This window comes from Salipiger marinus (genome assembly GCF_035481585.1).
GTDB lineage: Bacteria > Pseudomonadota > Alphaproteobacteria > Rhodobacterales > Rhodobacteraceae > Salipiger > Salipiger marinus.
Genome location: NZ_JAYKSL010000011.1, coordinates 55267 through 79821, shown reverse-complemented (window position 1 = coordinate 79821; position 24555 = coordinate 55267). Strand labels below are relative to the sequence as shown.

General features: G+C 67.3%; 26 protein-coding genes. 7 read left to right on the top strand and 19 right to left on the bottom strand.

What is annotated here, in order from left to right:
• The first annotated feature begins 891 nt into the window (after positions 1 to 891).
• Positions 892 to 1980, top strand: coding sequence for an alpha/beta hydrolase (locus VK682_RS15525; RefSeq protein ID WP_230794561.1), 1089 nt, complete (start codon positions 892 to 894; stop codon positions 1978 to 1980).
• A gap of 4 nt (positions 1981 to 1984) precedes the next feature.
• On the opposite strand, the gene VK682_RS15520 is transcribed toward VK682_RS15525, so the two are convergent.
• From VK682_RS15520 to VK682_RS15510, 3 genes are all read right to left on the bottom strand, one after another.
• Positions 1985 to 3118 (bottom strand): mandelate racemase/muconate lactonizing enzyme family protein, encoded by a 1134-nt coding sequence (locus tag VK682_RS15520; protein WP_089851403.1) that lies wholly within the window; start codon positions 3116 to 3118, stop codon positions 1985 to 1987.
• A complete protein-coding gene (gene kdgD, locus VK682_RS15515; protein WP_089851401.1) occupies positions 3115 to 4023 on the bottom strand; it encodes a 5-dehydro-4-deoxyglucarate dehydratase in 909 nt (302 codons plus the stop codon). Before kdgD ends, VK682_RS15520 begins: the two co-directional genes overlap by 4 nt.
• Positions 4024 to 4101: 78 nt before the next feature.
• A complete protein-coding gene (locus tag VK682_RS15510; RefSeq protein ID WP_230794562.1) occupies positions 4102 to 4818 on the bottom strand; it encodes a FadR/GntR family transcriptional regulator in 717 nt (238 codons plus the stop codon).
• Positions 4819 to 4936: 118 nt separating this feature from the next.
• Here VK682_RS15510 and VK682_RS15505 point away from each other — a divergent pair, with 118 nt between their 5' ends.
• Positions 4937 to 5731: an NAD-dependent epimerase/dehydratase family protein gene (locus VK682_RS15505; RefSeq protein ID WP_230794563.1), complete on the top strand. Its 795-nt coding sequence runs from the start codon at positions 4937 to 4939 to the stop codon at positions 5729 to 5731.
• A 3-nt stretch (positions 5732 to 5734) separates the two neighbouring features.
• On the opposite strand, the gene VK682_RS15500 is transcribed toward VK682_RS15505, so the two are convergent.
• The 7 genes from VK682_RS15500 to VK682_RS15470 form a co-directional block, all read right to left on the bottom strand.
• Entirely contained in the window at positions 5735 to 6295 is a 561-nt protein-coding gene (locus tag VK682_RS15500) for a cysteine hydrolase family protein (protein WP_230794564.1), read from the bottom strand.
• A gap of 183 nt (positions 6296 to 6478) precedes the next feature.
• On the bottom strand, positions 6479 to 6715 hold the full coding sequence (locus VK682_RS15495; protein WP_230794565.1) for a hypothetical protein: 237 nt from the start codon (positions 6713 to 6715) through the stop codon (positions 6479 to 6481).
• A gap of 104 nt (positions 6716 to 6819) precedes the next feature.
• On the bottom strand, positions 6820 to 7677 hold the full coding sequence (locus VK682_RS15490; RefSeq protein ID WP_089851393.1) for an ATPase: 858 nt from the start codon (positions 7675 to 7677) through the stop codon (positions 6820 to 6822).
• A 76-nt stretch (positions 7678 to 7753) separates the two neighbouring features.
• A complete protein-coding gene (locus VK682_RS15485) occupies positions 7754 to 8656 on the bottom strand; it encodes a DMT family transporter (protein WP_089851391.1) in 903 nt (300 codons plus the stop codon).
• A 194-nt stretch (positions 8657 to 8850) separates the two neighbouring features.
• Positions 8851 to 9342, bottom strand: a complete 492-nt coding sequence (locus VK682_RS15480) for a hypothetical protein (protein ID WP_230794566.1) — start codon at positions 9340 to 9342, stop codon at positions 8851 to 8853.
• A gap of 86 nt (positions 9343 to 9428) precedes the next feature.
• Positions 9429 to 10991 (bottom strand): glutamine-hydrolyzing GMP synthase, encoded by a 1563-nt coding sequence (gene guaA / locus VK682_RS15475; protein ID WP_230794567.1) that lies wholly within the window; start codon positions 10989 to 10991, stop codon positions 9429 to 9431.
• Between the two features lie 78 nt (positions 10992 to 11069).
• Complete coding sequence (locus tag VK682_RS15470; RefSeq protein WP_230794568.1) at positions 11070 to 11927, bottom strand: delta-class carbonic anhydrase; 858 nt, start codon at positions 11925 to 11927, stop codon at positions 11070 to 11072.
• A 222-nt stretch (positions 11928 to 12149) separates the two neighbouring features.
• Between VK682_RS15470 and VK682_RS15465 the strand changes: the two genes are divergently transcribed.
• A complete protein-coding gene (locus VK682_RS15465; protein ID WP_230794569.1) occupies positions 12150 to 13559 on the top strand; it encodes a trimethylamine methyltransferase family protein in 1410 nt (469 codons plus the stop codon).
• Positions 13560 to 13562: 3 nt separating this feature from the next.
• On the opposite strand, the gene VK682_RS15460 is transcribed toward VK682_RS15465, so the two are convergent.
• Positions 13563 to 13862, bottom strand: coding sequence for a DUF6477 family protein (locus tag VK682_RS15460; protein ID WP_230794570.1), 300 nt, complete (start codon positions 13860 to 13862; stop codon positions 13563 to 13565).
• Positions 13863 to 14062: 200 nt separating this feature from the next.
• Here VK682_RS15460 and VK682_RS15455 point away from each other — a divergent pair, with 200 nt between their 5' ends.
• On the top strand, positions 14063 to 15205 hold the full coding sequence (locus VK682_RS15455) for a DUF6456 domain-containing protein (protein WP_230794571.1): 1143 nt from the start codon (positions 14063 to 14065) through the stop codon (positions 15203 to 15205).
• A 65-nt stretch (positions 15206 to 15270) separates the two neighbouring features.
• Here the strand turns inward: VK682_RS15455 and VK682_RS15450 are convergent, their stop codons facing one another.
• On the bottom strand, positions 15271 to 16785 hold the full coding sequence (locus tag VK682_RS15450; protein WP_230794572.1) for a catalase: 1515 nt from the start codon (positions 16783 to 16785) through the stop codon (positions 15271 to 15273).
• Positions 16786 to 16892: 107 nt separating this feature from the next.
• On the opposite strand from VK682_RS15450, the gene VK682_RS15445 reads away from it, so the two are divergent.
• The 3 genes from VK682_RS15445 to lipA all read left to right on the top strand — a co-directional run bounded on the left by VK682_RS15445 (position 16893) and on the right by lipA (position 19330).
• Positions 16893 to 17822 carry a LysR substrate-binding domain-containing protein gene (locus tag VK682_RS15445; RefSeq protein ID WP_230794573.1) on the top strand — a complete coding sequence of 310 codons (930 nt, stop codon included), beginning with the start codon at positions 16893 to 16895 and terminating at the stop codon, positions 17820 to 17822.
• A gap of 92 nt (positions 17823 to 17914) precedes the next feature.
• Positions 17915 to 18229, top strand: a complete 315-nt coding sequence (locus VK682_RS15440) for a DMT family transporter (RefSeq protein ID WP_089851373.1) — start codon at positions 17915 to 17917, stop codon at positions 18227 to 18229.
• 150 nt (positions 18230 to 18379) lie between these two features.
• Complete coding sequence (gene lipA, locus VK682_RS15435) at positions 18380 to 19330, top strand: lipoyl synthase (protein ID WP_089851371.1); 951 nt, start codon at positions 18380 to 18382, stop codon at positions 19328 to 19330.
• 24 nt (positions 19331 to 19354) lie between these two features.
• On the opposite strand, the gene VK682_RS15430 is transcribed toward lipA, so the two are convergent.
• The 7 genes from VK682_RS15430 to VK682_RS15400 form a co-directional block, all read right to left on the bottom strand.
• Complete coding sequence (locus tag VK682_RS15430) at positions 19355 to 19579, bottom strand: ribbon-helix-helix domain-containing protein (protein WP_230794574.1); 225 nt, start codon at positions 19577 to 19579, stop codon at positions 19355 to 19357.
• Entirely contained in the window at positions 19576 to 19752 is a 177-nt protein-coding gene (locus tag VK682_RS15425) for a DUF4169 family protein (RefSeq protein ID WP_089851367.1), read from the bottom strand. The genes VK682_RS15430 and VK682_RS15425 overlap by 4 nt, the downstream gene beginning before the upstream one ends.
• Positions 19753 to 19870: 118 nt before the next feature.
• Complete coding sequence (gene fumC, locus VK682_RS15420) at positions 19871 to 21265, bottom strand: class II fumarate hydratase (RefSeq protein WP_089851365.1); 1395 nt, start codon at positions 21263 to 21265, stop codon at positions 19871 to 19873.
• A 100-nt stretch (positions 21266 to 21365) separates the two neighbouring features.
• Complete coding sequence (locus VK682_RS15415) at positions 21366 to 21932, bottom strand: class I SAM-dependent methyltransferase (RefSeq protein ID WP_089851363.1); 567 nt, start codon at positions 21930 to 21932, stop codon at positions 21366 to 21368.
• A gap of 86 nt (positions 21933 to 22018) precedes the next feature.
• Complete coding sequence (locus VK682_RS15410; RefSeq protein WP_089851361.1) at positions 22019 to 22486, bottom strand: SspB family protein; 468 nt, start codon at positions 22484 to 22486, stop codon at positions 22019 to 22021.
• Between the two features lie 95 nt (positions 22487 to 22581).
• The gene (gene chrA / locus VK682_RS15405) at positions 22582 to 23847 is read right to left on the bottom strand and encodes a chromate efflux transporter (protein ID WP_324782200.1); all 1266 of its coding nucleotides are present in this window, start codon (positions 23845 to 23847) and stop codon (positions 22582 to 22584) included.
• Positions 23848 to 23887: 40 nt separating this feature from the next.
• A complete protein-coding gene (locus VK682_RS15400) occupies positions 23888 to 24538 on the bottom strand; it encodes a DUF1194 domain-containing protein (RefSeq protein ID WP_089851357.1) in 651 nt (216 codons plus the stop codon).
• Between the last annotated feature and the right edge of the window lie 17 nt (positions 24539 to 24555).

Below are 24555 nucleotides of genomic sequence, written 5' to 3'. Positions count from 1 at the left end.
TCTGCGGCGTAGAGGGCGGGTGAGCGAAACTGCCTGCAGTCGCATATTGCAGGCCCTTACCGCTCGGGCAGAGCCATGGGCGCGGCGGGCAGGCTGCCGGAACATGGCGTCACAGGGGCCGGACCACATCCGCCTGTGCCCGGATCCCCACCCGGGTACCACGCCAATTGCCCGGAAGGTCGGGCATCGCCGCTTGAGCGGGGCTTTCGCCCCCCAGCGCTCGGAACCGCGAATGCCGCATCAGGCATGTGCTGACCCTCAGAAGCGGTCGGCCTGCATGGACCGGAAGCTTGGCGCGAGGACTGTCGAGGCGCGGCGTGTGGCTGGCCCCGTGGCGGGGTCAGGGCAGGCGCCGATGCGGCAAGGCGGTCTGATGCTTGCGGCGGGACGTGGAGGCTGGGCTTGGGCTCCCAGCCCCGTGCGCCCCGCCGCGGCAGCCTGTTCCCACGGAACGGGTCGATGTCGTAGAGGTCACAAAGGGGCGCTGAAGATGCCCGGCAGGTTTGGGGCCTGCTCGACTTTCCAATGCTTTGGCGGCAGTTGCGGCGGGCGACCAGCAACGACCTTGCGCCTTGCCGCAGGCAGCAGGAGTCACGCGCTTGCGGGGGCGCCGTTCAGGAACGGAGGCGCATCGAAACCCGGCAGCGCCGGGCAGGCGGGCTGTTTCGCGCCATGGCGGAGCTGGACGGCCTGTCGATCTATGACAAAGCGACGGACCGACCCGGAAAGCGCGCGCCGCGTCACAGCAGCTTGCGCAGGCAAAGCGCCGGGCCTGTGGCTTGGCCGTCACGTTGCCGGATCTGGCGACCATGGCCTGTCGGCATGCGGAGGGACGGCGCGCGGCGGCGGCGCAGGCGTCCATCGCTGCCCGCAAGACAGCGGGGCGGCACGATGAGGGCCCTGCTGCTGGCGCTGCTCGTGCTGCTTGCCGCCTGCACCCCGCGCCCGGGGCCGGAGACGCTGACCCCGCAGCCCGCGCCCGGGCCGGACCTGCGGGTGGTGCGGGTCTATGTGGCCACCACCCGCGCCCCGACGGCGCCGCCTGCCATCGGCTTCGGCCCGGGGCCGGCCATCGGGATGTCCTATCGCTGGTATGACATCTCTGTGCCGGAGCAGCCCCGGGCGCGCGGCGTTTTCTGGATGACCGACACCCCCGATCCTTCGCAGGATTTCCTTGTGGTCGGGCATGGCGCGCTCGACCGGTCCGGCTTTGCCGCCGAGGTGGCGCAGCGCAACGCGCAGGCTGCGGAGCCGGTGACGGTCTTTGTGCATGGCTATAATTACAGCTTTCCCGAAGCGCTGCTGGAGCTGGCCCGGCTGACGGCGGAAACCGGGCGGGGGGGCGCGCCGGTGCTGTTCAGCTGGCCCTCGCAGGGGAAGGTGCTGGATTATGTCGGCGACCGGCAGGAGGCGCTGGCCTCGCGCGACGCGCTGGCGCGCGTGCTGGCGGATGTGAGCCGCGCCGAAGGCCGCACGCTGCTGGCGGGGCATTCCATGGGCGGCTGGCTGACCATGGAGGCGCTGCGCACGCTGGCGCTGGCAGGGCGGCGCGACGTGACCGATGATCTGGACGTGCTGCTGATCGCACCCGACATCGATCCGCTGGTGTTCCGCCAGCAGTTGGCCCCGCTGCAGCCGCTGCCGCGTCCGCTGACGGTGATGGTGGCGCGGGACGACCGGGCGCTGGCCATGTCCTCGCGCATTTCTACCGGGCGGACCCGGCTGGGGGCGCTGAATGTCGACGATCCCGTGGTGGCGCGGGCCGCACAGAGCGCCGATGTGCAGCTGATCGACATCTCGGGCCTGCCCGCCGTCAACGCGCTGCATCACAACCGCTATACCGAACTGGCGCGGATGGTGGCCGAGCGCGGCAGCGACAGCGGCGATCCGCTGGGGCTTGTGCGCTCGGCCGGGGCCTTCGTGCTGGACACGCTGGGCAGCGGGCTGATCCGTGCGGGCCAGACGATCGGCGGCGGCTAGCTCGTCAGGCGCGCGGCGCAAACTCGCGCAGCGCGTCGCGGTTGATCTCGATCCCCAGCCCCGGCGCATCGGGGATGGTGAAAACGCCCGCCTCCGGCTCCAGCGGGCGGGTCAGCACCGCCTGACGGAACGGGTTGTGGGTGCGGTCATATTCGAGGATCGGCGCCAGCGGCGCGCGGCGTGGCGGATCGGGCAGCAGGGCCGCGACGAACTGCAGCGCTGCGGCGATCTGCACGCCGGTGCCCCAGACATGCGGCACCAGCCGGATGCCGTGCAGCGCGCACATGTCGGCGATGCGCCGGGTTTCGGTAAAGCCGCCGCTGCCGCAGAGATCAGGCTGCGCGATGTCGATCACCCGCCGCGCCAGCGGCTCGGCAAAACCGAAGCGGCCATGCCATGTCTCGCCGCCCGCCACCGGGATGGGCTGGCCCGCGCGCACCTCGGCATAGCCCGACAGATGTTCGGGGATCACCGGCTCTTCGAACCAGTCGATGCCGTAATCCGCCGCCTGCCGCCCCAAGGCGAGCGCTTCGCCCACGGAATAGCCGTGATTGGCGTCGATCATCAGCCGGGCGTCGGGGCCGATGGCCTCGCGCACGGCACGGATCACCGCCAGATCCTCGGCCACGTCAAAGCCGATCTTGATCTTCACCGCATGGAAGCCTTGGGCGACATGACGGGCGCAATCCTCGGCATTGTCCGTCACACGGTCGACACCGTCGCGGCGGAAGCCCCCCGTGGCATAGGCGCGCACGGTTTCGCGCACGCGGCCCCCCAGCAGCACCGAAACCGGCACGCCAAAACGCTTGCCCTTGATGTCCCAGAGCGCGATGTCGATGCCCGACAGCGCCGTCATGGTCAGGCCGCGCTGGCCCTGATCGCGCAGCAGGTTGTACATGTCCTGCCAGATCACCTCGGTCGCAAGCGGATCGCGCCCGATCAGATGCGGCGCGTAGGCGGCCACCACCGCCGCATTGGGCGCAGCGGGGCCCAGACATTCCCCCCAGCCGATGGTGCCATCGTCGCAGATCACCTCCACCAGCACATGCTGGCGGCGGCTGAACCGCATGGAGGCGCTTTCAAACGGCGTCTCCAGCGCGACATCCAGCAGATGGGTGCGGATTTCGGCGATCTTCATGCCTTGCCCGCCGTGGCGATGAGGGCGCGCAGCATCTCTTCTTCCTCGCCGGTCAGATCGCAGAGCGGCGCACGCACCGGACCCGCGTCAAAGCCCGCCAGCCGCACCCCGGCCTTGATCGCGGCCACGGCATAGCCCTTGCGGCGGTTGCGGATCGCCATGAACGGATAGAAGAAATCGCGCAGGATATCCTCGCAGATGTCGCGTTCGCCCGCGCGCAGGGCGCGGTAGAATTCCATGGCAAGCCCCGGCACGAAATTGAACACGGCAGAGCTGTAGGTGGTGAAGCCCGCGCCCAGATAGGCCTCGGCAAAAAGCTCTGCCGTGGGCATCCCGCCCAGATAGGTCAGCCGGTCACCCATGGTCGCGGTGATCTGGCGCACCTGACCGATCTCGCCAGAGCCATCCTTGAACCCGACCAGATTGGGGCAGGCCTCGCAGAGCCGGGCCAGCGTGTCGGGCGCAAGGATGCAGTTGTCGCGGTTATAGACCATGACGCCGATCTGCACGGCATCGCAGACCGCTTTGACATGGGCGTAAAGCCCCTCCTGCGGCGCGTCGATCAGGTAATGCGGCAGCAGCAGCAGACCGTCGGCGCCTGCGGCCTCTGCCGCCTGTGCCATCTCCACCGCCATATGGGTGCCCAGACCGCAGCCCGCGACGATGGGCGTGCCCGCAGCCCCTTCCTTGGCGGTGCGGATGATCGCGGGCATCTCGGCCGGGGTCAGCGAGAAAAATTCGCCCGTGCCCCCGGCGGCAAACAGCACCGAGGCGCCAAAGCCCGACAGCCATTCCAGATGCGCACGATAGGGGGCGGGGGCAAAGGCGCCATCAGCGCCGAAGGGCGTCACCGGAAAGGACAGCAGCCCCGCGCCAAGGGCCGTCTTGAGTTCTTGGGGATCCATGCTCTTCCTCCTCGCTGGATGCCGCAGCGTTATCGCGTTGCGCTGGGGGCTTGTCAACAACTTGTATGATGAGTTGGCTCAGCGCCGCAACATCCGGCGGTAGCGGGCCTGTCCCTGTTCCAGATGATCGCGCATCGCGGCCCGGGCGGCTGCGGCATCGCGGGCGGAAATGGCATGGGCGACGGCGCGGTGTTCGCGCTGGATTTGCGCCAGATACTCCGCCTGCGCCGGGCGCTGGTCGGAGAGGCGGGCACGGGGAATGGCCTCTGGTCCCAGCATGTCCAGAAACTGCGCAAAGCGCGGGTTCTGGGTCGCCTCGGCCACGGCGCGGTGAAAGGCGAAATCTTCGGCGGTGGCGGACCCCTCTGCGGCATGGGCGGCCTCCAGCGCGGCAAGGGCGGCAAAAAGCGCCTCCTCCTGTGCTGCGGCACGGCGCTGTGCGGCAAGGCCCGCTGCCTCGATCTCGACGGCGGCGCGCAGTTCCAGCACGTCAAGGATGGAGGAAATACGTTCAGGATCAATGTCCTGAAAGGGGGAGCCGCCATGCGGGTGAAGCTGCTGCACAAAGACCCCCGCACCTTGGCGCGCGGCCACCAGCCCGTCCGCGCGCAGGGCCGCCACCGCCTCGCGCACCACGGTGCGCGACACGCCATGCGCCGCACTCAGCCGCGATTCCGACGGCAGCCGCCCGCCCACCGGAATGGCGCCCGCCGCAATTTCCGCCCGCAGGCTGTCCGCGAGCTGCTGCACCAGATTGGGGCGCGGGTTTTGTGGGTCGACCTGCCTGTGCCGCATGGCCGGGTTCCTTTCCTGTTGCGCAGCGGGCAGTGTAGCGGGAGAGGGCGAAGCTGCAATATGAATCTTGACACGTTGTCGTATGACTTTAGGCTTCGCGGCAATGACGGAGGGTCTCATGCTGAAGAAACTGCTAATCACGGGCGCGGCTGGCACGCTGGGCCGGATGATCCGCACCGAAATGGGCGGGGTGGCGGAAACGCTGCGCCTGTCGGATCTGGTGCCGATCGAAGATGCCCCCGAAGGCGCCGAGGTGGTGACCTGCGATCTGGCGGATGCCGAAGCGGTGGACCGGCTGGTCGCGGGATGCGACGGGGTGGTGCATCTGGGCGGCATTTCGGTGGAAAAGCCGTTCGGGTCGATCCTGCAGTCCAACATCATCGGGCTGCACAACCTTTACGAGGCGGCGCGGCGCCATGGCCAGCCGCGCATCCTCTTTGCCTCCTCCAACCATGTGGTCGGGTTTCATCCGCAGGACGCATGGCTGGGCACCGATGCCGCGCACAAGCCCGATGGCTGGTATGGCGTGTCCAAAAGTTTCGGCGAGGCAGTGGCGCTGATGTATTTCCACAAGTTCGGGCAGGAAACCGCCATGGTGCGCATCGGCTCGGTCACGCCGGAGCCCATCGACCGCCGGGCGCTGGCCACTTGGTTCGCGCCAGAGGATTTTGTGTCGCTCATCGGCTGCGTGTTCCGGGCGCCCCGGCTGGGCTGCCCGGTGATCTGGGGCGCCTCGGACAATGACACAAGCTGGTGGGACAATTCCGGCGCCCGCTATCTGGGCTGGCGGCCCAAGCGCAATTCGGCGGAATTCGCCGAAAAGATCGCGGCGCTTCCCATGCCTGCCGCCGATGCGCCGGTGTCGAAATGGCAGGGCGGCGTGTTCACCGCGCTGCCGATTCAGGAGGACTGAGGCTCAGACCTCCTCGGCGCAGGCGTGATGCGGCAGATCCGCCATGCGCGCCAGCAGGTCAGGCGTGGGCAGCGCCGCACAGTCAAGCGCTGTGGCCTGCGGGGCGGGGCTGGCCTCCGCAAGGCAGGCGTCGGGAAGCAGCAGCAGCTCGACGCCTGCGGCCACCAGCCCGTTCAGCAGCGACAGCGCCGCGCCGTCGTGGCAGCGGCCCGCCGCGATGATGCGGCGCAGGCCCCGCTCGGCCAGCAGTCGGTGCAGGGCGTCGACACTTCCGCAGACCGTGTCGCCGCGCTGCACCGCATGCGGGGGGCGTTGCTGCTGTGCCGCGTCGGGCCGGGATGCGCTGTTCCGGCTTTCGGTCAGATGCACGACCGGCAGGCCGGTATCGCGGGCAGCGATGCAGATCCGGGCCAGATTGCGCAGCGCGTCGGATTGCGGGGCCGCGTCCGGGTGCACAGGAAGTCCGATCAGCAGCACCGCGGTCCGGTCCGGGTCGATGTCGACAGCCGCAGGGTGCGGCACGGGCTCGCAGGGAAAAGACAGGAAACTGATCGAACAACTCACCTCTATGACCTCTTTTTCTGTGGATCTCCGTCGGGTCCTCGCGGCCCGACAGCGTCGAAGCTTGAGGAGGAAGGGCTGCGGTTTCAATCATGAAAATCATGCTGTCCGGAATCCGGTCAGGTGCCCCGGCAGCAGCCGCTGAGGCCGTGCACAGGTGCACCGAAAAGGGTGTGTCCAGAGCCGTTAGGCGGCGTCGAGCGGGCAGAAATGCCGACAGTAGGACGCCGAGCGGCGCACGCAATGCGCGACCTTCAGACTGTCAGGGCCACAGGTGATGCTCAGGCTTTTGCAGAGCGGTCCCGCGCTCCGCATCGCGGGAAGCGCGGTCTTGACCACAAGCGCCAGCGCCTGCTGGTCATGAGACTGGGCGAAGCTGACGACGCTGCGCAGAAACCCAAGAACATCTTCGCTGTCCTGCACCAAGTCGGCTCCCGCTGCGGCGACATCTTCTCCGTCAATGTCAGCAAATGGTTAATCAAAGGTTAATGAAAAGATGGAGCACAAGGGCACCGGGCCAGCGACCCCTATCCGGGCAGCGCCGCCGCGATCACTTCGGTAAACGCCGCCTCGTCGGTCAGCCCGGCCATCTCCGAGGCATCCACCGTGATGCCCCAGTTGCGCGCCATCGCCTCGTAGCGTGGCTGACGGTGGGCCAGCGCGCGGGCATAGGTCCAGCGGATGAAGGCGTCAGGATCGACCTCGGCTTCGGTGATCTGCTGCTGCTCCAGATAGCTCTGCCACGCGGCGCTCAGGAACTGCGGCTGATAGGCCATCGGTTTCGGCGCGCGGTCGAAGCGGCGGATCAGCTCTTCGGTATGCGCCTCGCTGCCGCGGACCCAGACCAGCAGCGCCACGCGCGAAAGCTCGGTCAGGATCGGATCCTCCGGATCCTCGGGATCGACCCATTCGCAGATCGACCCGCCGGTGTCGCAGACAAAATGCGGATAGCCATACAGATCCTGCGCGCGGTCGATGAAATAGCCGGTATCCAGCAGCGCCTGTTCCTCGGCGCGGCGGAACTGATCCTGACGGGCGCGATAGGTGTCCATGGGCAGCCCGCCGCGATCCGGATTGCCGGGCTTGCCCAGATAGGTCGACACCGGGCTGAGATTCTGGAAGGTCAGGTTGGAGCCGATATAGATGGAATCCGACAGCAGCAGATCGCGCAGGAAGGGCACCTTCATCGCCTCGCGCTTGGCATTGTCGACGATATATTCGCCCATGTAGCGCGTGCCGATGCGGTAATCGATGGAGTAATGAAACCACCGCCCCGAATGCCGCAGCATCGAGGAGACATGGGTCTTGCCCAGCCCCGACATGGCGAAGAGCAGCACCCGTTTTCTGGGGGCGGCACGCCACTCGGCCGCGGTGTCATACAGCATGGTCAGGCTCCCGTTGATCCGCCCGTCTGGTAGAACGGGGCGCAGGCGGCGTCAAATGGCGCGCGGGGGCGCCGGGTCAGGCTTTGCGGGCCCTGCGAGTCTCGCGCAGGATATTGCCGTAATTTGCCGCAAAGATCACCGCAGCCCCCAGCAGCACGAATGGATCGAGCGGTTCGGCATAAAGCAGCATCCCCACCAGCGCGATGACCGGAAGCCGGGCAAAATCGATGGGCATGACCACGGCGGCGGGCGCGAGGCTGAGCGCGGTGGTCAGGCAGAAATGCGCCACCAGACCGGCCACCGCAATCACCCCCACGGCGGGCCATGCGGTCAGGGGCGGCAGCGCGATGTCACCATCGATCCCGGCGCAGATCAGCCCGAACACCGCCTGCATCGCCGTCAGCCAGAACAGGATGTTGAGCGTGCTGACGCTGCGGGTCAGCCTGCGGGTGAACACCGCCGACCCGGCAAAGCCCAAGGCTGCCAGCGCCGCCGCGATCAGCCCCGGCGACAGCGTGTCCGGCGAGGGGCGCGCCACGATGAGGATGCCGACAAAGCCCGCCAGCGCCGCCAGCACCCGCGCGCGGGTCAGCCGCTCTCCCAGCACCAGTGGCGACAGCAGCAGCGCCCAGATCGGTGCGGTGAATTCCAGCGCGAACACCTGCGCCAGCGGGATGGAGGCGATGGCGAAGAACCACAGGTTCTGCCCGGTGAAATGGCTGATGTTGCGGATGATCTGCAGGCCGAAATGCCGGGTCGTGACCTCGGCCCAACGTCCGGTCAGCAGCACCACGGCGGTGATCAGCACCAGCCCGATCAGCGAGCGGTAGAGCATGATTTCGAACGTGTCGAGGTCAAGGCTGACCGTGCGGCCCGCCACCGCCATCGACGAGAAGGACACGATCGCCCCCGTCATCCAGAGCGCGGCGCGCAGGGTCTGCGACGCGGGAGGGGCGGTCACGGTGGTCTCGGCAGTCATCGGCGGGCATTTCCGTTGCGGCGGGGCGGACCCGCGAAAGGGCGAAGCGGGGAAGATCACCGCAGGCAGACCCCGGCCATCCGGCGCTGTCGCGCGCCGTCCGTCAGGTTGTGATGACATGCTGCGTCTCTCCCGGCGCCAGAGTGACCGCAGACGCGCCGGACGGCAAGCCCCGGCGCAGACTTCCGTGCCGGTCAGATCGGTGCAAAATCTCCGGACCGTGAGGGCGCGGCACGCTGCCATGTCTCCGCTTCGCGCTCATGCGCGTCGCGCAACGCGCGCAACGCGCCGATATGATGGCTGAGCAGGGTGACCAGCGCCGCGACGCGCCCCAGCGCAAAGGCCGCGATCCCGGCACCACCCACGGCCAGCGCCACCAGCAGCGGATGGCCAAGCGCCAGCGGGCAGAGCCCCAGCGCCAGCGTCGCCAGCACCGCGAGTTCGCGCCGCTGCTTGAGACGGGCGAGCCGGGCTTCGGCGTGGCGCAGATCTTCGGAGACGGTGGCGCCGCGACGCTCCAGCGCGTCCAGATACCGAGCGACCGCCTCGGGGCAGGTGCGGTCCTGACAGGTTTCGGGCCCGGCCACCTGCAGGTCAGACTGCCATGTCTTATGGCTGGTGCCACGATAGCCGGCAAAGCCTGCGGCCAAAGTTGTCCCCAGAGTCAGGACAAAGGCGATGAGCATGACACGCCGCTCCTTTAAAAACGTACAGAACACTCCGCCAAGCCTAACACAGGGCTTGGCGGTTCACAGGTATGGAAAACGTGAGGTCACTCCCACTCGATCGTGCCCGGCGGTTTCGAGGTGATGTCATAGGTGCACCGGTTGATGCCCTTCACCTCGTTGATGATCCGGGTGGCCGTTTCGCCAAGGAAATCATGGCTGAACGGATAGTAGTCGGCGGTCATGCCGTCCACGCTGGTGACGGCGCGCAGGGCGCAGGCAAAGTCATAGGTCCGCCCGTCGCCCATCACGCCCACGGTGCGCACCGGCAGAATCGCCACGAAGGCCTGCCAGATGTCGTCATAAAGCCCGTGGCGGCGGATCTGGTCGATGAACACCGCATCGGCCTTGCGCAGGATCTCCAGCTTTTCGCGGGTGATCTCGCCGGGGCAGCGGATGGCCAGACCGGGGCCAGGGAAGGGATGGCGGCCAATGAAGCTGTCGGGCAGCCCCAGTTCCCGGCCAAGCGCGCGCACCTCGTCCTTGAAGAGCTCGCGAAGCGGTTCCACCAGCTTCAGGCCCATCTTTTCGGGCAGGCCGCCGACATTGTGGTGGCTCTTGATGGTGACGGAGGGACCGCCGGAGAAGCTGACCGATTCGATCACGTCGGGATAAAGCGTGCCCTGCGCCAGAAACTCGGCACCCTCGATGCCGTCGGCGTATTTCTGGAAGACCTCAATGAAGAGGCGCCCGATGATCTTGCGCTTGGTTTCCGGGTCCGACACGCCTTCCAGCTCGCCGAGGAACAGCTCCTGCTCCTGCGCGTGGATCACATGCAGGTTCATGTGGTCGCGGAACATGCCCACGACCTCTTCCGCCTCGTTGAGCCGCAGCAGGCCATGATCGACAAAGACGCAGGTCAGCTGGTCGCCCACGGCTTCGTGGATCAGCGCGGCGGCGACCGAACTGTCGACCCCGCCGGACAGCGCACAGATCACCTTCTTGTCGCCGATCTGGTCCCGGATGCGCTGCACCGCTTCCTCGCGATAGGCATCCATGGTCCAGTCGCCCTGAAACCCCGCCTCGCGGACGAAGTTCTGATACAGCGTGCGCCCGTTGGGGGTGTGATGCACCTCCGGGTGGAACTGCACCGCATAGAACCGGCGGCTGACATCGGCGGTGATTGCAAAAGGCGCACCGGGGGAGGTGCCGTAGACCTCGAATCCCGGAGCAATTGCAGAGACATGGTCGCCATGGCTCATCCAGACCTGTTCGCGCCCGGTGCCGTCAAGGAACCAGCCCGACAGCAGGTCCAGCCGGCTTTCCGCCGGGGTGACCCAGGCGCGGCCAAATTCCGCAGTGCCGTGCCCGGCTTCGACGCGGCCACCAAGATCCTGCATCATGACCTGCTGGCCATAGCAGATGCCAAGGATCGGCACGCCCATGTCATAGACGCTTTTGGGCGGTCGCGGCGAGCCGTCGCGGGTCACGCTGTCGGGGCCACCGGAAAAGACGATGGCGCGAGGAGCGAAGTCCTGCAGAAAGGCGTCGGTGACGTTCTGATAGGGATGGATTTCGCAGTAGACATTCAGCTCGCGGAGGCGACGCGCGATGAGCTGCGTCACCTGGCTGCCGAAGTCGACGATAAGGAGGCGATCATGCTGGGTCATAGCGCTGCTTTAGGCAGGTTGCCGGGTCCGCGCAAGAGCCCTTGCGCCTGCCTTCGCGCGGGCGCGTGCGGGCGGCGGTTATTCCCCGATGGGGCTGAGCAATTCCGGTGCGGTGACAAGGGGGCGGACGCCGTGGCTGTGGGTTTCCTCGAACACGTTGCCCATCTCGGCCCAGGCGTCCAGAGAGGCGATGTTGAGCCGGGCGCAGCGCGGGCGCACCGACCATGTGACCTGCAGCGGCGAGCAGGTGGCCTGCGAATAGGCAGGCCCGGTGGTGGAGCCGCGGAACAGCACCGGCTGACCGGTGCCCGTGGGCAGGGAGCGGGCCTGATAGCGCCCGCCGCGCAGGGTGCCGTAATAGATGAAGTCGCGGAAATCCAGGGCGTTGGGATCGTTCACCACCAGAAACACCTGCGCCTCCACGCGCAGGTCAGGGTTCTGGCAGGTTGGCGACAGGCAGGAGGCCAGCCCCGGCCCCGGAGCGACCTGACAGGAGGAATAGACCCAGTGCACCTCGATCGTGTCGCCCGGTTCTACCCCGTCGAAGCGGGCATGTCCCGGTTCGGGGCGGGTCAGTTCGGCGGGGCTGAGCGAGGTGCTGCCCGCGCAGCGAAAGCCGCCATGCTCCCCGGAGCCGGCATAGATGGCAAAACCCGGCCCCATATGTTCGGCATTCGAGTGAAGATGGATGTTGCACAGGTTCAGATCCTCGGGCGGCGGGGCCATGGCGTAGCGGGCGGGATTGAGCCCGTGCGGGTTGGAGATGTCGCGCGGGCTTTGCGGGCCAAATCCCTGACAGAGGCCGGTCTGACCGGCAGAGGGAGCCGCACCGCTGGCGGGGTGCGGCTCCGCGCCATGTGCCGCAGACTCGGCATAAACCGGCACCGTCAGGAACAGGGCAAGCAGCACGACAACATGCACAAGAACGGAAACCATCACCGCCGCACCAGATTGGGGTCATTCCGGTGATCCTGACGCAGCAGGCGTGAATATCCGCTTAAGCCGAACCCGAGGCATCCCCGAAAATGCGGCGTATTTCACCTGCAACATGTCGTTTTTGTGCGCGAAGCGCCGCTGCGGGTCGGCGACATGCGCCCTCTGCCGGGCTAGACTGTGACGGCGGCGCCGGGTTTGTGCCGCGTCAGATAAGGAAACCGGATGGCCGATGCGTTGATGACCCGCGATGACACCCCCCATGGCCTGCTGGATGATGGCACGCTGCGCCAGATCGAGGCGGTGGCGGATCGCCTGCTGGCGGAGGTCGGCGTGAACTTCATCAACTCTCCCGACGCGCTGGCCCGCTGGTCGGCTGCCGGGGCGCAGATCGAAGGCGAACGGGTGCGGCTTGCGCCCGAACTGGTCGCCAGCCTGTGCGCCAAGGCGCCCGCCCGTTTTGTCCAGACGGCGCGGACGCCGGATCGCAGTGTCGAGATTGGCGGGAAAACTCCTGTGATGGCACCCGTTTACGGGCCGATCTTCGTGCAGGATGCAGCGCGCGGACGGCGCTTTGCCACGCTGTCGGATTTCCGGAATTTTGTGAAGCTGGCGCAGATGGCTCCGGCGCTGAACCATTCCGGCGGCACCATCTGCGAGCCGACCGACGTGCCGGTGAACAGCCGTCATCTGGACATGCTGCTGGCCCATATGACCCTGTCCGACAAGCCCTTCATGGGGGCGGTGACCGAGCCCGCCCATGTGCGCGACAGTCTGGACATGGCGCGGATCCTGTTCGGCCCGGCGCTGGAGGACGGGCTGACCGTGCTCGCCGCGCTGATTTCCGTGGGATCGCCGCTTTGTTTCGACGAGACCATGACCAAGGCGCTGGAGCTTTATGCCGCGGCCAATCAGGCCTGCATCGTGGCGCCGTTCCTGCTGCCCGGCGCCACGGCGCCCGAAACGGTGGGCGGCACGCTGGCGCAGATGCTGGCAGAGGTGCGGGCGGGCGTCGCCTATGCGCAGCTGATCCGACCGGGCGCGCCGGTGATCTTTGGACCCTTCGTGGCCTCGGTGGATGCGGCGGGAGGCGCGGCGCGGTTCGACACGACAGAGGCGGTGCAGATCACGCGCGGGGCCGGGCAGCTGGCGCGGCGCATGGGGATTCCGTTCCGCTGCGGCGGCGCCCTGACCGGCGCGGCCCTGCCGGACGCGCAGGCGGGATACGAGGCCGCGCGCGGGCTGGCAGAGACGCAGGCGGCGGGCGTGGATTTTATCCTGCATGCCTGCGGCTGGCTCGATGGCGGGCTGGTGGCGGATTTCGAGAAATTTGTGATGGACGCCAACCAGTTGGAAACCGATCTTCAGGTTCCGTCGCACTCCGTGGCCGAGGAGGGCGCGGCGGCGCTGGACCTGATCCGCGATATCGGGCCGGGGGGGCACTTTGTCGGGCGCGGCGCCGCCGCAGAGGATCCGGGCGGCGCGGCGGAGACGGGGGATGCGATGGAACGGGCCTCTGCGCAGGTCCGGCACTGGCTGGACAGCCATAACGTGCCGCCGCTGCCCGAGGATGTCGAGACGGCGCTGCGGGCCTTCGTGGCGCGGCGCAAGGCCGAGATCGGCCCCGAGATCTGAGCCTCAGACCGCTTCCGCGCCCAGACCGGCACGCAGCAGCCGCGCCTCTCCCATGATCGCCGCCAGCACCTCGACGTGGCGGGCGATGGAATAGGCCGTGTCTTCGGCGCGGCGGCGCAGGTCCAGATCCGCCTCCAGATCGACAAGCCGCATCAGCGCGGCACCGCTGCGCGGTAGGGCGGCATAGCCCAGAATCCGCGCCAGATGCGCCTCGCGGCGGTAATCGTCGGCGCCGATGCGCGCGGCACGGATCAGCAGGCGCGGACGGCGCAGGCTGGCAAGCAGGCTCAGGATGTCTTGCATGGTCTTGTCCCTTCGGTCTGGTGACGGGGGCAAGGCTACACAGGCCGGAGCGCTGTTGCCGTGAGGCCGGAGCGCACGTCCGGTCGTTTCAAGATTGTTTATATTTTGGGGATAATTTGACGAAACCAGGATGATTTTAACCGTCGGGTAACACACACACCAATAGGTTGCGTGCTGTTGGGGATAAACTTGTGAACAACATGACCAAGCCACCGGGATCAGGATCATCTGCCGCCGCAGCCGGAGCGGCCCGCTGGGCGGCGCATTTGCCAGCATGGGTGCCGGAAGAGGCCCGGCTTTATCTGGCGCATACCGAAGGCGGCGAGGGCATCCGCAAACTGGCGCGCGAGGCGGGGCGCCATGCCTCCACCGTGCTGCGGCAGGTGCGGCGCATGGAGACGCTGCGCGATGACCCGCTGGTGGACGGGGCGCTGCGCAAGCTTGGCGGGATCGAGGCGGGGGCGATGCAGGCGCGGCCCGGCAAGGAGTGCGGAACGATGGCCGAAGCGCTGAACGACATGACCCCCGACGCGGTGACGCTGGCGCGGGAGGCGCGGCGCGTGCTGCGGCGGCTTTGCGAAAACGGCGCCGTGCTGGCAGTGGCCGCCGAGATGGACAAGGCGGTGGTGGTGCGCGACACCGGGCAGGGCGGGTCGGCCCGCACGGCGGTGGTGGATGCGCCGGTGGCGCAGGCCATGGCGCTGAAGGGCTGGATCGCCTGCGAGGCTCCGGCGCGGATTTCCCGCTATCGCATCACCCCCGGCGGGCGTGCTGCGCTGAGCCATCTGCTGGCGGAACAGGAAAACAAGCTGCGCGGCTTTGCCGAGGCGCAGGCGGGCTTTGACACCGGGCGCGCGGCAGAGGCGGCGCTGGACGCCGAAGAGGCCGATCCCCGGGGCCGCCGCCGCTATGTCATCGCCGAAAGCCCGCTCGCCGTGCTGGCACGACGGCGCGAGAAGGACGGCGCGCCGTTTCTGGCCGAGGATCTGGTGCGGGCGGGCGAAAGACTGCGCGAGGATTTCGAACTGGCGCAGATGGGGCAGCGGGCGGCGCAGAACTGGGACCAGTATCTGACCGAAGGTGTGGTGCCGGGCGCGGGCGAAGGGCATCCGCGCGGGCCCGAAGCGGCGCGGCTGCGGTTTTCGGCGGCGCTGCGCGAGTTGGGGCCCGGGCTGGGCGACGTGGCGCTGCAATGCTGCTGCTATCTGGAGGGGCTGGAGACCACGGAAAAGCGCATGGGATGGGCCGCCCGCTCTGGCAAGATTGTGCTGCGCATCGCGCTGCAGCGGCTGAAACGGCATTACGACCTGACCACCGGACCCGGCGGCGGGCTGATCGGCTGAGCGCTTGCGGGGCGATGGAAAAGGGGGCGGTGCCGTGGCACCGCCCCCTGACGTTTGGCCCTAGATCATTCCGCGACGCGCACCGGCGTATCGCTGGTGACGGGAATGCCGGGATAATCGTCGATAGTGCCTGATTTCAGATCCTCGGCCGCCTTGCGCACGCCCGCCTCATATTCGGGGTGCACGCGGCGCAGCACGGCATACCAGCGCTCTTTCACGCTGTCCGAACAGGGCGACATGGCGCGGGCCATGTTCAGATGCAGCCGCTTGCGCCCGCCGTCGTCGAGCACCTCGGCATAAAGCGCGCGGGGCTGGACGTAATCGGCATCCTTGTCTTCCTGCACATAGCGGTCGGCATCGCCGGAAATGCGCAGCGGCGGCTCCATCACGGAAGGATCGGCCTTGGCGGATTCCTCATACTGGTTGGGCTCGTAATAGGCATCCGGATGGCCGGTGACCTGCGGGAAGAACCGCATGGACCCGTCCTTGTGATAGTGATGCACCGGCGCTTTCGGCGCATTGGCGGGCAGGGCCTCGTAATGGGTGCCAAGCCGGTAACGATGCGCGTCGGCATAGGCAAAGATCCGGCCCTGCAGCATCTTGTCCGGCGAAAACCCGATGCCGGGGATCTTGTTGGACGGCGAATAGGCGGCGTTTTCCACGAACTGCCAGTAATTGTCGGGGTTGCGGTTGAATTCCAGCATGCCCACCGGGATCAGCGGGAACTGGTCATGCGGCCAGACCTTGGTCAGATCGAAGGGGTTGAAGTCCAGCGTTTCCGCCTGCGCCTCGGGCATGACCTGAATGTTCAGCTCCCATTTCGGGAAGCGGCCCTCGTCGATCGCGTTATACAGATCTTCCTGATAGCTTTCGCGGGTCTTGCCGATCAGTTCCTCGGCCTGTTCGTTGGTGTAGTTGCGGATCGGCTGCTGGCAGCGGAAATGGAACTTCACCCAGTGCCGTTCCCCCGCCGCATTCCACATGGAATAGGTGTGCGAGCCATAGCCATGCATGTGCATCGGGTTCACCGGAATGCCGCGATCCGACATCAGGATGGTGACCTGATGCACCGATTCGGGCTGGGCGGCCCAGAAATCGAACATCGCTTCGGGCGACCGCAGGTTGGTCTTGGGGTGGCGCTTCTGGGTGCGGATGAAATCCGGGAATTTATAGGCGTCGCGGATGAAGAAGATGGGGGTGTTGTTGCCGACCACATCCCAGTTGCCCTCTTCGGTGTAGAATTTCACCGAAAAGCCGCGCACGTCGCGTTCGGCATCGGCAGCACCCAGTTCGCCCGCCACGGTGGACCAGCGCGACAGGATCTCGCAGGTGGTGCCCACCTTCGAGAACAGGCTGGCGCAGGTGTAGCGGCTGATGTCATGCGTGACGGTAAAGGTGCCCTGCGCGCCCCAGCCCTTGGCATGCACCACCCGTTCGGGGATGCGTTCGCGGTTCTGATGGGCCAGCTTTTCGATCAGCTGATAATCCTCCAGCAGCACCGGGCCGCGCGGGCCCGCCGTGGCGGAGGTGTTGTTGCTGGGCACCGGCGCGCCGGCGGAGGTGGTCAGTCGCTTGGTCATGGCTTCCTCGATGGAGTGGTGGGGCAGTGGCCCCTTCACCGACAGGATGTAGAAGCCTTTGAATAATTTCCAATTGCAGTTTATTTAAAGATTGATAACATTTTCCTATGAACATGACCCTCCGCCAGCTCGGCTATTTCAAGGCCCTGTCCGAACAGCGCAATTTCCGCCGCGCGGCGGAGGCCTGCCATGTGTCGCAGCCCGCGCTGTCGGTGCAGATCCGCGAACTGGAAACCACCCTGAACGGCCCGCTGGTGGAACGCCATGCGCGCGATGTGGTGCTGACCCCCTTCGGGCGCGAGGTGCTGGAGGTGGCAGACCGCATCCTTGGCGAGGTGGCGGCGCTGGAACAGGCGGCACGGCGGCGCGGCGGGCTGACCGGACGGCTGGCGCTGGGGGTGATTCCCACCATCGCGCCCTATTTCCTGCCCGAAGCGCTGGCAGCGATGCGCGCGGCGGACATCTCGCTTGACGTGTCGGTGACGGAGGCGGTGACCGACCGGCTGCTGGATCAGCTGCTGGATGGCAGGCTGGATGCCGCCGTGATCGCGCTGCCCGCCGAACGCGAGGGCATCGCCGCCGAACCGCTGTTCGAGGACCGCTTCCTGCTGGCGGGCAGCGCCGCACGGCTGGAGCTTTACAACGACGTGCCACATCCCGAAGGACTGGGCGAAAGTCAGCTGCTGCTGCTGGAGGACGGGCACTGCCTGACCGATCAGGCGCTGGCGGTCTGTGGCCGCAGCCGGGGCAATGCGCGCATCAACATGGGGGCATCGTCGCTGGCCACGCTGTCGCGGCTGGTGGCGGCGGGGTTCGGCCTGACCCTGATGCCGGAGATCGCCATTCCGACCGAAGCGCGCGCCGCCGAGGGCATGTGCCTGCGCCGCTTTGCCACTCCGGAGCCGTCGCGCAGCATCGGGCTGGTGCGCCGCGCCAGCACGCCCGCGCAGGGCTGGTTCACCGATCTGGCGCAGCGGCTGCGCGGGGTGGGCGAGGATCTGACCGCGCGGTCGCGGGCAAGCGTTCCTGCCTATTGACCCCCGCGCCAGAGCCGCCATATCTGGCGGCGAAGGACGACCTTCCCCACATCGGGAACCACGCGGGACGGCCCGAAGCAATGGAGCGTGTCATGGCGTGGATCCTTCTGGTGGTCGCCGGTCTTCTTGAAATTGTCTGGGCTTTTGCGATGAAGCAGTCGCATGGCTTCACCCGGATTGTCCCGACGCTGGTGATGGTGGCGGGCATGGCCGGGTCGTTCTGGCTGCTGAGCCTGTCGATGCGCAGCCTGCCCTTGGGCACCGCCTATATGGTCTGGACCGGGATCGGCGCGGTGGGGGCCTTTATCGTCGGCATCCTGTTTCTGGGCGAGGCGCTGACGCTGCAGCGCGGGATCGCGGCGGCGCTGATCGTGGCGGGCATGGTCACCATGAAGCTCTCCTCCTGACCGGGCGGCGGGCTTGGCAATTGCGCTTTCCCCACAAGGGGCGTAGGGATCGGGGAACCGTCGCCCCCGATCGGGCGGACCGGCTCTGGCATGGGGCCGGACGCTGCCCTATCTTGAAGGCGACCTGACCCAGCACGCGGGGAATTTGCCATGCGCGACCTCAAGATCCCGGCACAGCGCCACCCGGAAAAGGCGCACCGTCCTGACAACGCCCAGCCCAAGAAACCGGACTGGATCCGCGTCAAGGCGCCCGGCGGCGAGGGCTATAACGAAACCCGCCGCATCATGCGCGAACACAAGCTGGTCACCGTCTGCGAAGAAGCGGGCTGTCCCAATGTGGGCGAATGCTGGAGCCAGGGCCACGCAACCATGATGATCATGGGCGACATCTGCACGCGCGGCTGCACTTTCTGCAACATCGCCACCGGTCGCCCCGAGACGCTGGACGTTTTCGAGCCGGGCCGGGTCGGGGATTCGGTGGCCAAGCTGGGGCTGAACCATGTGGTCATCACCTCGGTGGACCGCGACGATCTGGATGATGGCGGGGCGGAGCATTTTGCCCAGACCATCCGCGCCGTGCGCCACCGTTCGCCCGGCACCACGATCGAAATCCTGACGCCGGATTTCCTGAAATGCGCGCCCTCTGTGCTGGAAACCGTGGTTGCGGCGCGGCCTGACGTGTTCAACCACAATCTGGAAACCGTGCCCGGGCTTTACCCCGAGGTGCGGCCCGGCGCGCGCTATTTCCATTCCCTGCGCCTGCTGCAGCGGGTCAAGGAGCTTGATCCGCGCATCTTCACCAAGTCGGGCATCATGGTCGGGCTGGGCGAAGACCGCAAACAGGTGGGGCAGGTCATGGATGACATGCGCGCGGCGGATGTCGATTTCCTGACCATCGGGCAGTATCTGCAGCCGACGCCGAAACATCACCGCGTCGACCGGTTCGTGACGCCGGATGAATTCGCGTCCTACGAAAAAACCGCCTATGGCAAGGGCTTCCTGATGGTGTCGGCCACGCCGCTGACCCGGTCGAGCTACCATGCCGGGGATGATTTCGCCCGTCTGCGCGCGGCGCGCGAGGCGCGTCTGGCGAAAGCCTGATCCCGGGACCAAAGGCGCGGCGGCTCAGCCCTGCCGCGCCTTGACCTGCTGCAGCACATAGACGCGGATGGCGGAGGCGAGCCCCGAGTCGAGCCCGCGCGATTCGTCGATCTCCGTGGCCAGCGCGTTCAGGGTCTTGCCCTCGGCTTCGGCAATGACACGGAATTCCCGCCAGAAAATCTCTTCCAGCGATACAGACGTGCGATGCCCGCGCAGCGTCAGCGAGCGTTTGACCGGACGCCCGCTCATTCGTCGAGCTTGTGGCCGTCCAGCGCCGCGTCCGCCTTCTTGGCGCGCGCGGCTTCCAGCATTTTTTCGGCCTTGCTCAGACCGTGTCGGGCGGCATTCTGATCCGCAGCGGCGCGTTTTTCGGCGCGCTGCCGGTCCTTGCGGGCCCGGTTGAGATTGATGACCTTGCTCATGGATTGGACTTTAGCGCGGCGGTGCGCGGCGGCAATGTGTGCAAAATGATAAGGCGCTGCCACATCGGCGGAAAACCGGGGCCCGCGCAGGGCCCCGGAGGACAGGCAGAAGACCGGTTCAGCCCTTGGGGCCGATCATGTCTTCGGGGCGCACGATGCGGTCGAAGGTCTCGGCATCGACAAAGCCAAGCGCGATCGCCTCTTCCTTCAGCGTGGTGCCGTTCTTGTGCGCGGTCTTGGCGACCTTGGTGGCGTTGTCATAGCCGATGGTGGGGGCCAGCGCCGTGACCAGCATCAGCGATTCCTTCATCAGCTTTTCGATCCGCGCCACGTTGGCCTGCGTGCCCACCACCATGTTGTCGGTGAAGGCAGAGGCGCTGTCGCCCAGAAGCTGCATGGACTGCAGCACGTTGTAGCTCATCATCGGGTTGTAGACGTTAAGCTCGAAATGGCCCTGCGATCCGGCAAAGCCCACGGCGGCGTCATTGCCCATCACATGCGCGCAGACCATGGTCAGCGCTTCGGCCTGCGTCGGGTTGACCTTGCCCGGCATGATCGACGAGCCCGGTTCGTTTTCCGGCAGGATCAGTTCGCCCAGACCCGACCGCGGGCCGGACCCCAGCAGACGCATGTCGTTGGCGATCTTGAACAGCGAGGCCGCCACGGTCTTCAGCGCGCCCGAGAACATCACCATGGCGTCATGGGCGGCAAGGGCTTCGAACTTGTTGGGGGCGGTGACGAAGGGCAGGCCGGTGATGTCGGCCATGTTCTTCGCGACCATCTCCGCCCAGCCTTTCTGGGTGTTGAGCCCGGTGCCCACGGCGGTGCCGCCCTGCGCCAGCTCGTAGATGTCGCCCAGACAGGCCTCGACCCGCTCGATGCCCTTTTTCACCTGATGGGTGTAGCCGCCGAATTCCTGCCCCAGCGTCAGCGGTGTCGCATCCTGCGTATGGGTGCGGCCGATCTTGATGATGTCGCGGAATTCCTCGGACTTGGCGGCCAGCGCGTCATGCAGCTTGCGCAGGCCCGGCAGCAGCACGTCACGCGCCTGCATCGCGATGGCGACATGCATCGCGGTCGGGAAGGTGTCGTTGGAGGACTGGCCCATGTTGCAATGGTCGTTCGGGTGGACGGGCTTCTTGGAGCCCATCTCGCCGCCCAGCATCTCGATGGCGCGGTTCGAGATGACCTCGTTCGCGTTCATGTTGGACTGGGTGCCCGACCCGGTCTGCCAGACCACCAGCGGGAAGTTGTCGTCGAACTGGCCCTCGATCACCTCGGAGGCGGCGGCGATGATCGCATCGGCGATCTGCGCCTCCATCGTGCCCAGATCCTTGTTGGCCTGCGCGCAGGCCTTCTTGACCACGCCAAGCGCGCGGATGATCGGCACGGGCTGCTTTTCCCAGCCGATCGGGAAATTCATGATCGACCGCTGGGTCTGGGCGCCCCAGTACTTGTCGGCGGGAACCTCCAGCGGGCCGAAGCTGTCGGTTTCGGTGCGGGTCGTGGCCATCTCTGCCTCCTGAAAGCATACGATTGTGTGCGGTTTAGCGGCAGCTTGGGGCAGGGGCAACGGCGCAGAAGCTGCCCGCGCTGCCGTTAGCGCCCCAATCTCAGGCCGCAGGCCTCCGCAGGCGGTAGATCTGGGCGGGCGGCATGTTGTGCCAGACCCGGCGCCCGCGTTCCGCCACCAGCCCCAGATCGCGCATCAGCGGGCCGGGCACCGGATTGGACGGACCATAGGTGAACTGGATAAGCGGCGCCCCCGGCGGCAGCAGCCGGAACGCCGCCTCCAGAATGGCGCGCTGCAGGTCGCGCGGCAGCGACAGCAGCGGCAGGCCCGACACCACGGCCCGCGCCGTGGGCAGCCCGATGCGGTCCATGTCCTGCGCGCCGCGATGATGCAGATGCACATCCGGGTGCCGCAGCCGCAGGAAGGAGACAAAATCATCATTGATTTCGAGCAGATGCAGATCCGAAGGCGCGATGCCCGCCTCCAGCAGCGCCCGGGTGATCTTGCCCGTGCCCGGCCCCAGCTCCACCACCGGCCCCGTGCCCTCGGGCACTTCCGCCGCCATGGCGCGGGCCAGCCGTTCGGAAGAGGGCATCAGCGCCGAGACCGACTGCGGTCGGCGCAGCATCTGCCCCAGAAACAGGCTCAGATCGCTGGTGTTCCGCATGTGCCCCCGCCCTCCCGCGCCGCGCTCAGCCGTGATGCCGATGCGACGCGGCCCGCCATCGGTGGCAGCGGGTCACGGGCGAATGCTCATTTGCGGAAGGAATCAAGCCGGACCACCTCTGCGTCCTGCTGGCGCGGCTCCACCGCGCGGGGGCGCTTGGGCTTGTCATCCGGCGGGGTCGGATCCTCGTCGTCATCCTCGTCATGGGTCTCGAAGCGCAGACCGAATTCCACCGACGGATCGACAAAGGTCTTGATCGCGTCATAGGGGATATACAGCCGCTCCGGCGCGTCGCCAAAGTTCAGCGTGACCGCGAAACCGTCGTCATTCACCTCCAGATCGTCATACCAGTGCTGCATGACCACGGTCATTTCGCCCGGATAGCGGTCGGACAGCCAGTCGGCCAGTTCCACATCCGGATGCTGGGTGTCGAAGGTGATGAAGAAATGATGCTCGCCCGGCAGACCGGAGGCCTGCACCCCCGCCAGAACGTCATGAATAAGCCCGCGCATGGCGCGATGCATGAGATTGCCGTAGTCGATGCCGCCGGACATGGCCTTGATCCTCGTGCCTTTCGGCCACCATATTCGATTTGGCGCCGAGGAAAAGAGGTGCGGGGAATTTTCCGCAACGGGCGCGGCATGGGGCATCACCCCCAGCCCGCCAGCCGCAGCGCGCCGCCCGCCAGCGCACAAATCAGCAGCGTCAGCAGGATCGACCGCTTCGCGGGCCCCAGCAGCAGCGCGGCAAGTGCTGTCAGCAGCACCGCATCCAGCCGCAGCGTGGCAGGATCGGGCAGGGTAAGGCGCAGCGGCCACGCTTCCAGCACGACGCTTTGCGCAAAGAGCACGTTGATGGCGAACCACAGCGACAGGTTGGCGATGACCCCCAGCACGGCGGCGGTCACCGCCTCCAGCGCTGCCTGCAGGCGCGGACGGGCCAGCAGCCGTTCCAGATGCGGGGCAAAGGCGAAAATCCACAGGAAGCAGGGCAGGAAGGTCATCCACAGCACCAGCGCGCCCGCCGCCAGCGCCATGGGCCAGCCCCCCGCGCCATGGCCCGCCAGCATGCCCACGAACTGCGTGACAAGGATCAGCGGCCCCGGCGTGGTTTCCGCCAGCCCCAGCGCATCGGCCATCTGCGCGGGCGTCAGCCAGCCGCGCAGCGCCACCGCCTCCTGCGCCATCCATGCCAGCACCGCATAGGCGCCGCCAAAGGACAGCACCGCGAGCTTGGCGAAGAACAGGCCCAGATCGACCAGCAGGCCCTGACCGGCCAGCGCCAGAATCGGCAGCGGCAGCAGCCAGAGCGCGGCCCAGACCAGCAGCGCGCGCCAGTTGCCCGCGCCCGCAAGTGGGGGCGGGGGCGCGGCGGGGGCGGGATCCGCCCTTGGGCGCAGGATTCCCACCAGCGCCGCCCCCGCCACCACCAGCGGAAAGGGCAGCTGCAGCGCATATAGCGCCACAAAGGCGGCCAGCGCCAAGGCCAGCGCCAGCGGCCCCCGCAGCACCCGCCGCCCGAGCCGCAGCAGCGCCTGCACCACGATGACGATCACCGTGGCCTTGACCCCCAGCAGCACGGCCTCTGTCTGCGGCAGGTCGCCCCATGCGGCATAGGCCAGCGCCAGCGCCGCGATGACCAGCGCGCCGGGCAGCACGAACAGCCCGCCCGCGATCAGCCCGCCGGGCACGCCGCGCAGCCGCCAGCCCGCCCATGTGGCAAGCTGCATCGCCTCTGGCCCCGGCAGCAGCATGCAGAAGGACAGCGCGCGCAGATACTGGCGTTCGTCCAGCCAGCCGCGTTCGTCGACCAGAACGCGGTGCAGCAGGCCGATCTGCGCGGCGGGGCCGCCAAAGCTCAGCAGGCCGATGCGGCCAAAGGTGCGGGTGAGGTCGGCAAGGGTGGGGGCAGTCATCGCGCCTGTCTGCCCGGCAAGGGTAACGGGATCATGACGCTCAGCCCAGAACCCGGGACAGTTCGCGCAGCATCTTGGCGCGCAGCGTCTCGGCATAGCCGCGGTGGCTGCGCGCCGTCATCACGAATCCGTCGCGGGTGGCAAGGCTGCGGCGGTAGAAATTGGTGACCGGCAGGCCCGCGCCCTGTGCCTCGATCGCGAGCCCGTTGACCGTGACCCCCATGCGTTCGGCCCGCACCCGCGCGGCGGCGGGATTGCTGCCCGCATTGGGCGTGCCGTCGCCGGACATGTCGATGATGCGCCGCTTGCAGTCGGGGGCCGTGGCAAAAGCATCCAGCGCCGCCATCAGCGCGGCCCCCGGCGCGGTGTCCGACAGCAGGAAGGCGCGCGGCATCGTCTCGACCCGCGCGGCCAGCGCGGCAAGTCCTGCGGCATCCCCCGGCTGCAGCCAGCCCAGCGACAGTTCCTGCCGGTCGGGGCCCGACCATTGCAGCACCGCCAGCGCCACGCGGTCGCGCAGCACGATCTCTGCGATGGAGGGATCGCGCAGCGCCAGTGCCAGACCGTCGGTCTGGATCCGGTATTCGGCGGCATCCACGGAATTCGACACGTCCATGGCCAGAAGCAGCGCGGTCTCGCAGGCCCGCGCGGCAGAGGAGAGGACACAAAGACACAGGGCCAGACGCAGCATGCGCCGATGCTGTCAGC

What these genes read in the sequence shown, in the direction of transcription:
- VK682_RS15525 (WP_230794561.1), top strand. Translation starts at nt 892, where the DNA reads ATGAGGGCCCTGCTGCTGGCGCTGCTCGTGCTGCTTGCCGCCTGCACC.
- VK682_RS15520 (WP_089851403.1), bottom strand. Translation starts at nt 3,118, where the DNA reads ATGAAGATCGCCGAAATCCGCACCCATCTGCTGGATGTCGCGCTGGAG.
- kdgD (WP_089851401.1), bottom strand. Translation starts at nt 4,023, where the DNA reads ATGGATCCCCAAGAACTCAAGACGGCCCTTGGCGCGGGGCTGCTGTCC.
- VK682_RS15510 (WP_230794562.1), bottom strand. Translation starts at nt 4,818, where the DNA reads ATGCGGCACAGGCAGGTCGACCCACAAAACCCGCGCCCCAATCTGGTG.
- VK682_RS15505 (WP_230794563.1), top strand. Translation starts at nt 4,937, where the DNA reads ATGCTGAAGAAACTGCTAATCACGGGCGCGGCTGGCACGCTGGGCCGG.
- VK682_RS15490 (WP_089851393.1), bottom strand. Translation starts at nt 7,677, where the DNA reads ATGCTGTATGACACCGCGGCCGAGTGGCGTGCCGCCCCCAGAAAACGG.
- VK682_RS15485 (WP_089851391.1), bottom strand. Translation starts at nt 8,656, where the DNA reads ATGACTGCCGAGACCACCGTGACCGCCCCTCCCGCGTCGCAGACCCTG.
- VK682_RS15480 (WP_230794566.1), bottom strand. Translation starts at nt 9,342, where the DNA reads ATGCTCATCGCCTTTGTCCTGACTCTGGGGACAACTTTGGCCGCAGGC.
- guaA (WP_230794567.1), bottom strand. Translation starts at nt 10,991, where the DNA reads ATGACCCAGCATGATCGCCTCCTTATCGTCGACTTCGGCAGCCAGGTG.
- VK682_RS15470 (WP_230794568.1), bottom strand. Translation starts at nt 11,927, where the DNA reads ATGGTTTCCGTTCTTGTGCATGTTGTCGTGCTGCTTGCCCTGTTCCTG.
- VK682_RS15465 (WP_230794569.1), top strand. Translation starts at nt 12,150, where the DNA reads ATGGCCGATGCGTTGATGACCCGCGATGACACCCCCCATGGCCTGCTG.
- VK682_RS15460 (WP_230794570.1), bottom strand. Translation starts at nt 13,862, where the DNA reads ATGCAAGACATCCTGAGCCTGCTTGCCAGCCTGCGCCGTCCGCGCCTG.
- VK682_RS15455 (WP_230794571.1), top strand. Translation starts at nt 14,063, where the DNA reads ATGACCAAGCCACCGGGATCAGGATCATCTGCCGCCGCAGCCGGAGCG.
- VK682_RS15450 (WP_230794572.1), bottom strand. Translation starts at nt 16,785, where the DNA reads ATGACCAAGCGACTGACCACCTCCGCCGGCGCGCCGGTGCCCAGCAAC.
- VK682_RS15445 (WP_230794573.1), top strand. Translation starts at nt 16,893, where the DNA reads ATGAACATGACCCTCCGCCAGCTCGGCTATTTCAAGGCCCTGTCCGAA.
- VK682_RS15440 (WP_089851373.1), top strand. Translation starts at nt 17,915, where the DNA reads ATGGCGTGGATCCTTCTGGTGGTCGCCGGTCTTCTTGAAATTGTCTGG.
- lipA (WP_089851371.1), top strand. Translation starts at nt 18,380, where the DNA reads ATGCGCGACCTCAAGATCCCGGCACAGCGCCACCCGGAAAAGGCGCAC.
- VK682_RS15430 (WP_230794574.1), bottom strand. Translation starts at nt 19,579, where the DNA reads ATGAGCGGGCGTCCGGTCAAACGCTCGCTGACGCTGCGCGGGCATCGC.
- VK682_RS15425 (WP_089851367.1), bottom strand. Translation starts at nt 19,752, where the DNA reads ATGAGCAAGGTCATCAATCTCAACCGGGCCCGCAAGGACCGGCAGCGC.
- fumC (WP_089851365.1), bottom strand. Translation starts at nt 21,265, where the DNA reads ATGGCCACGACCCGCACCGAAACCGACAGCTTCGGCCCGCTGGAGGTT.
- VK682_RS15415 (WP_089851363.1), bottom strand. Translation starts at nt 21,932, where the DNA reads ATGCGGAACACCAGCGATCTGAGCCTGTTTCTGGGGCAGATGCTGCGC.
- VK682_RS15410 (WP_089851361.1), bottom strand. Translation starts at nt 22,486, where the DNA reads ATGTCCGGCGGCATCGACTACGGCAATCTCATGCATCGCGCCATGCGC.
- chrA (WP_324782200.1), bottom strand. Translation starts at nt 23,847, where the DNA reads ATGACTGCCCCCACCCTTGCCGACCTCACCCGCACCTTTGGCCGCATC.
- VK682_RS15400 (WP_089851357.1), bottom strand. Translation starts at nt 24,538, where the DNA reads ATGCTGCGTCTGGCCCTGTGTCTTTGTGTCCTCTCCTCTGCCGCGCGG.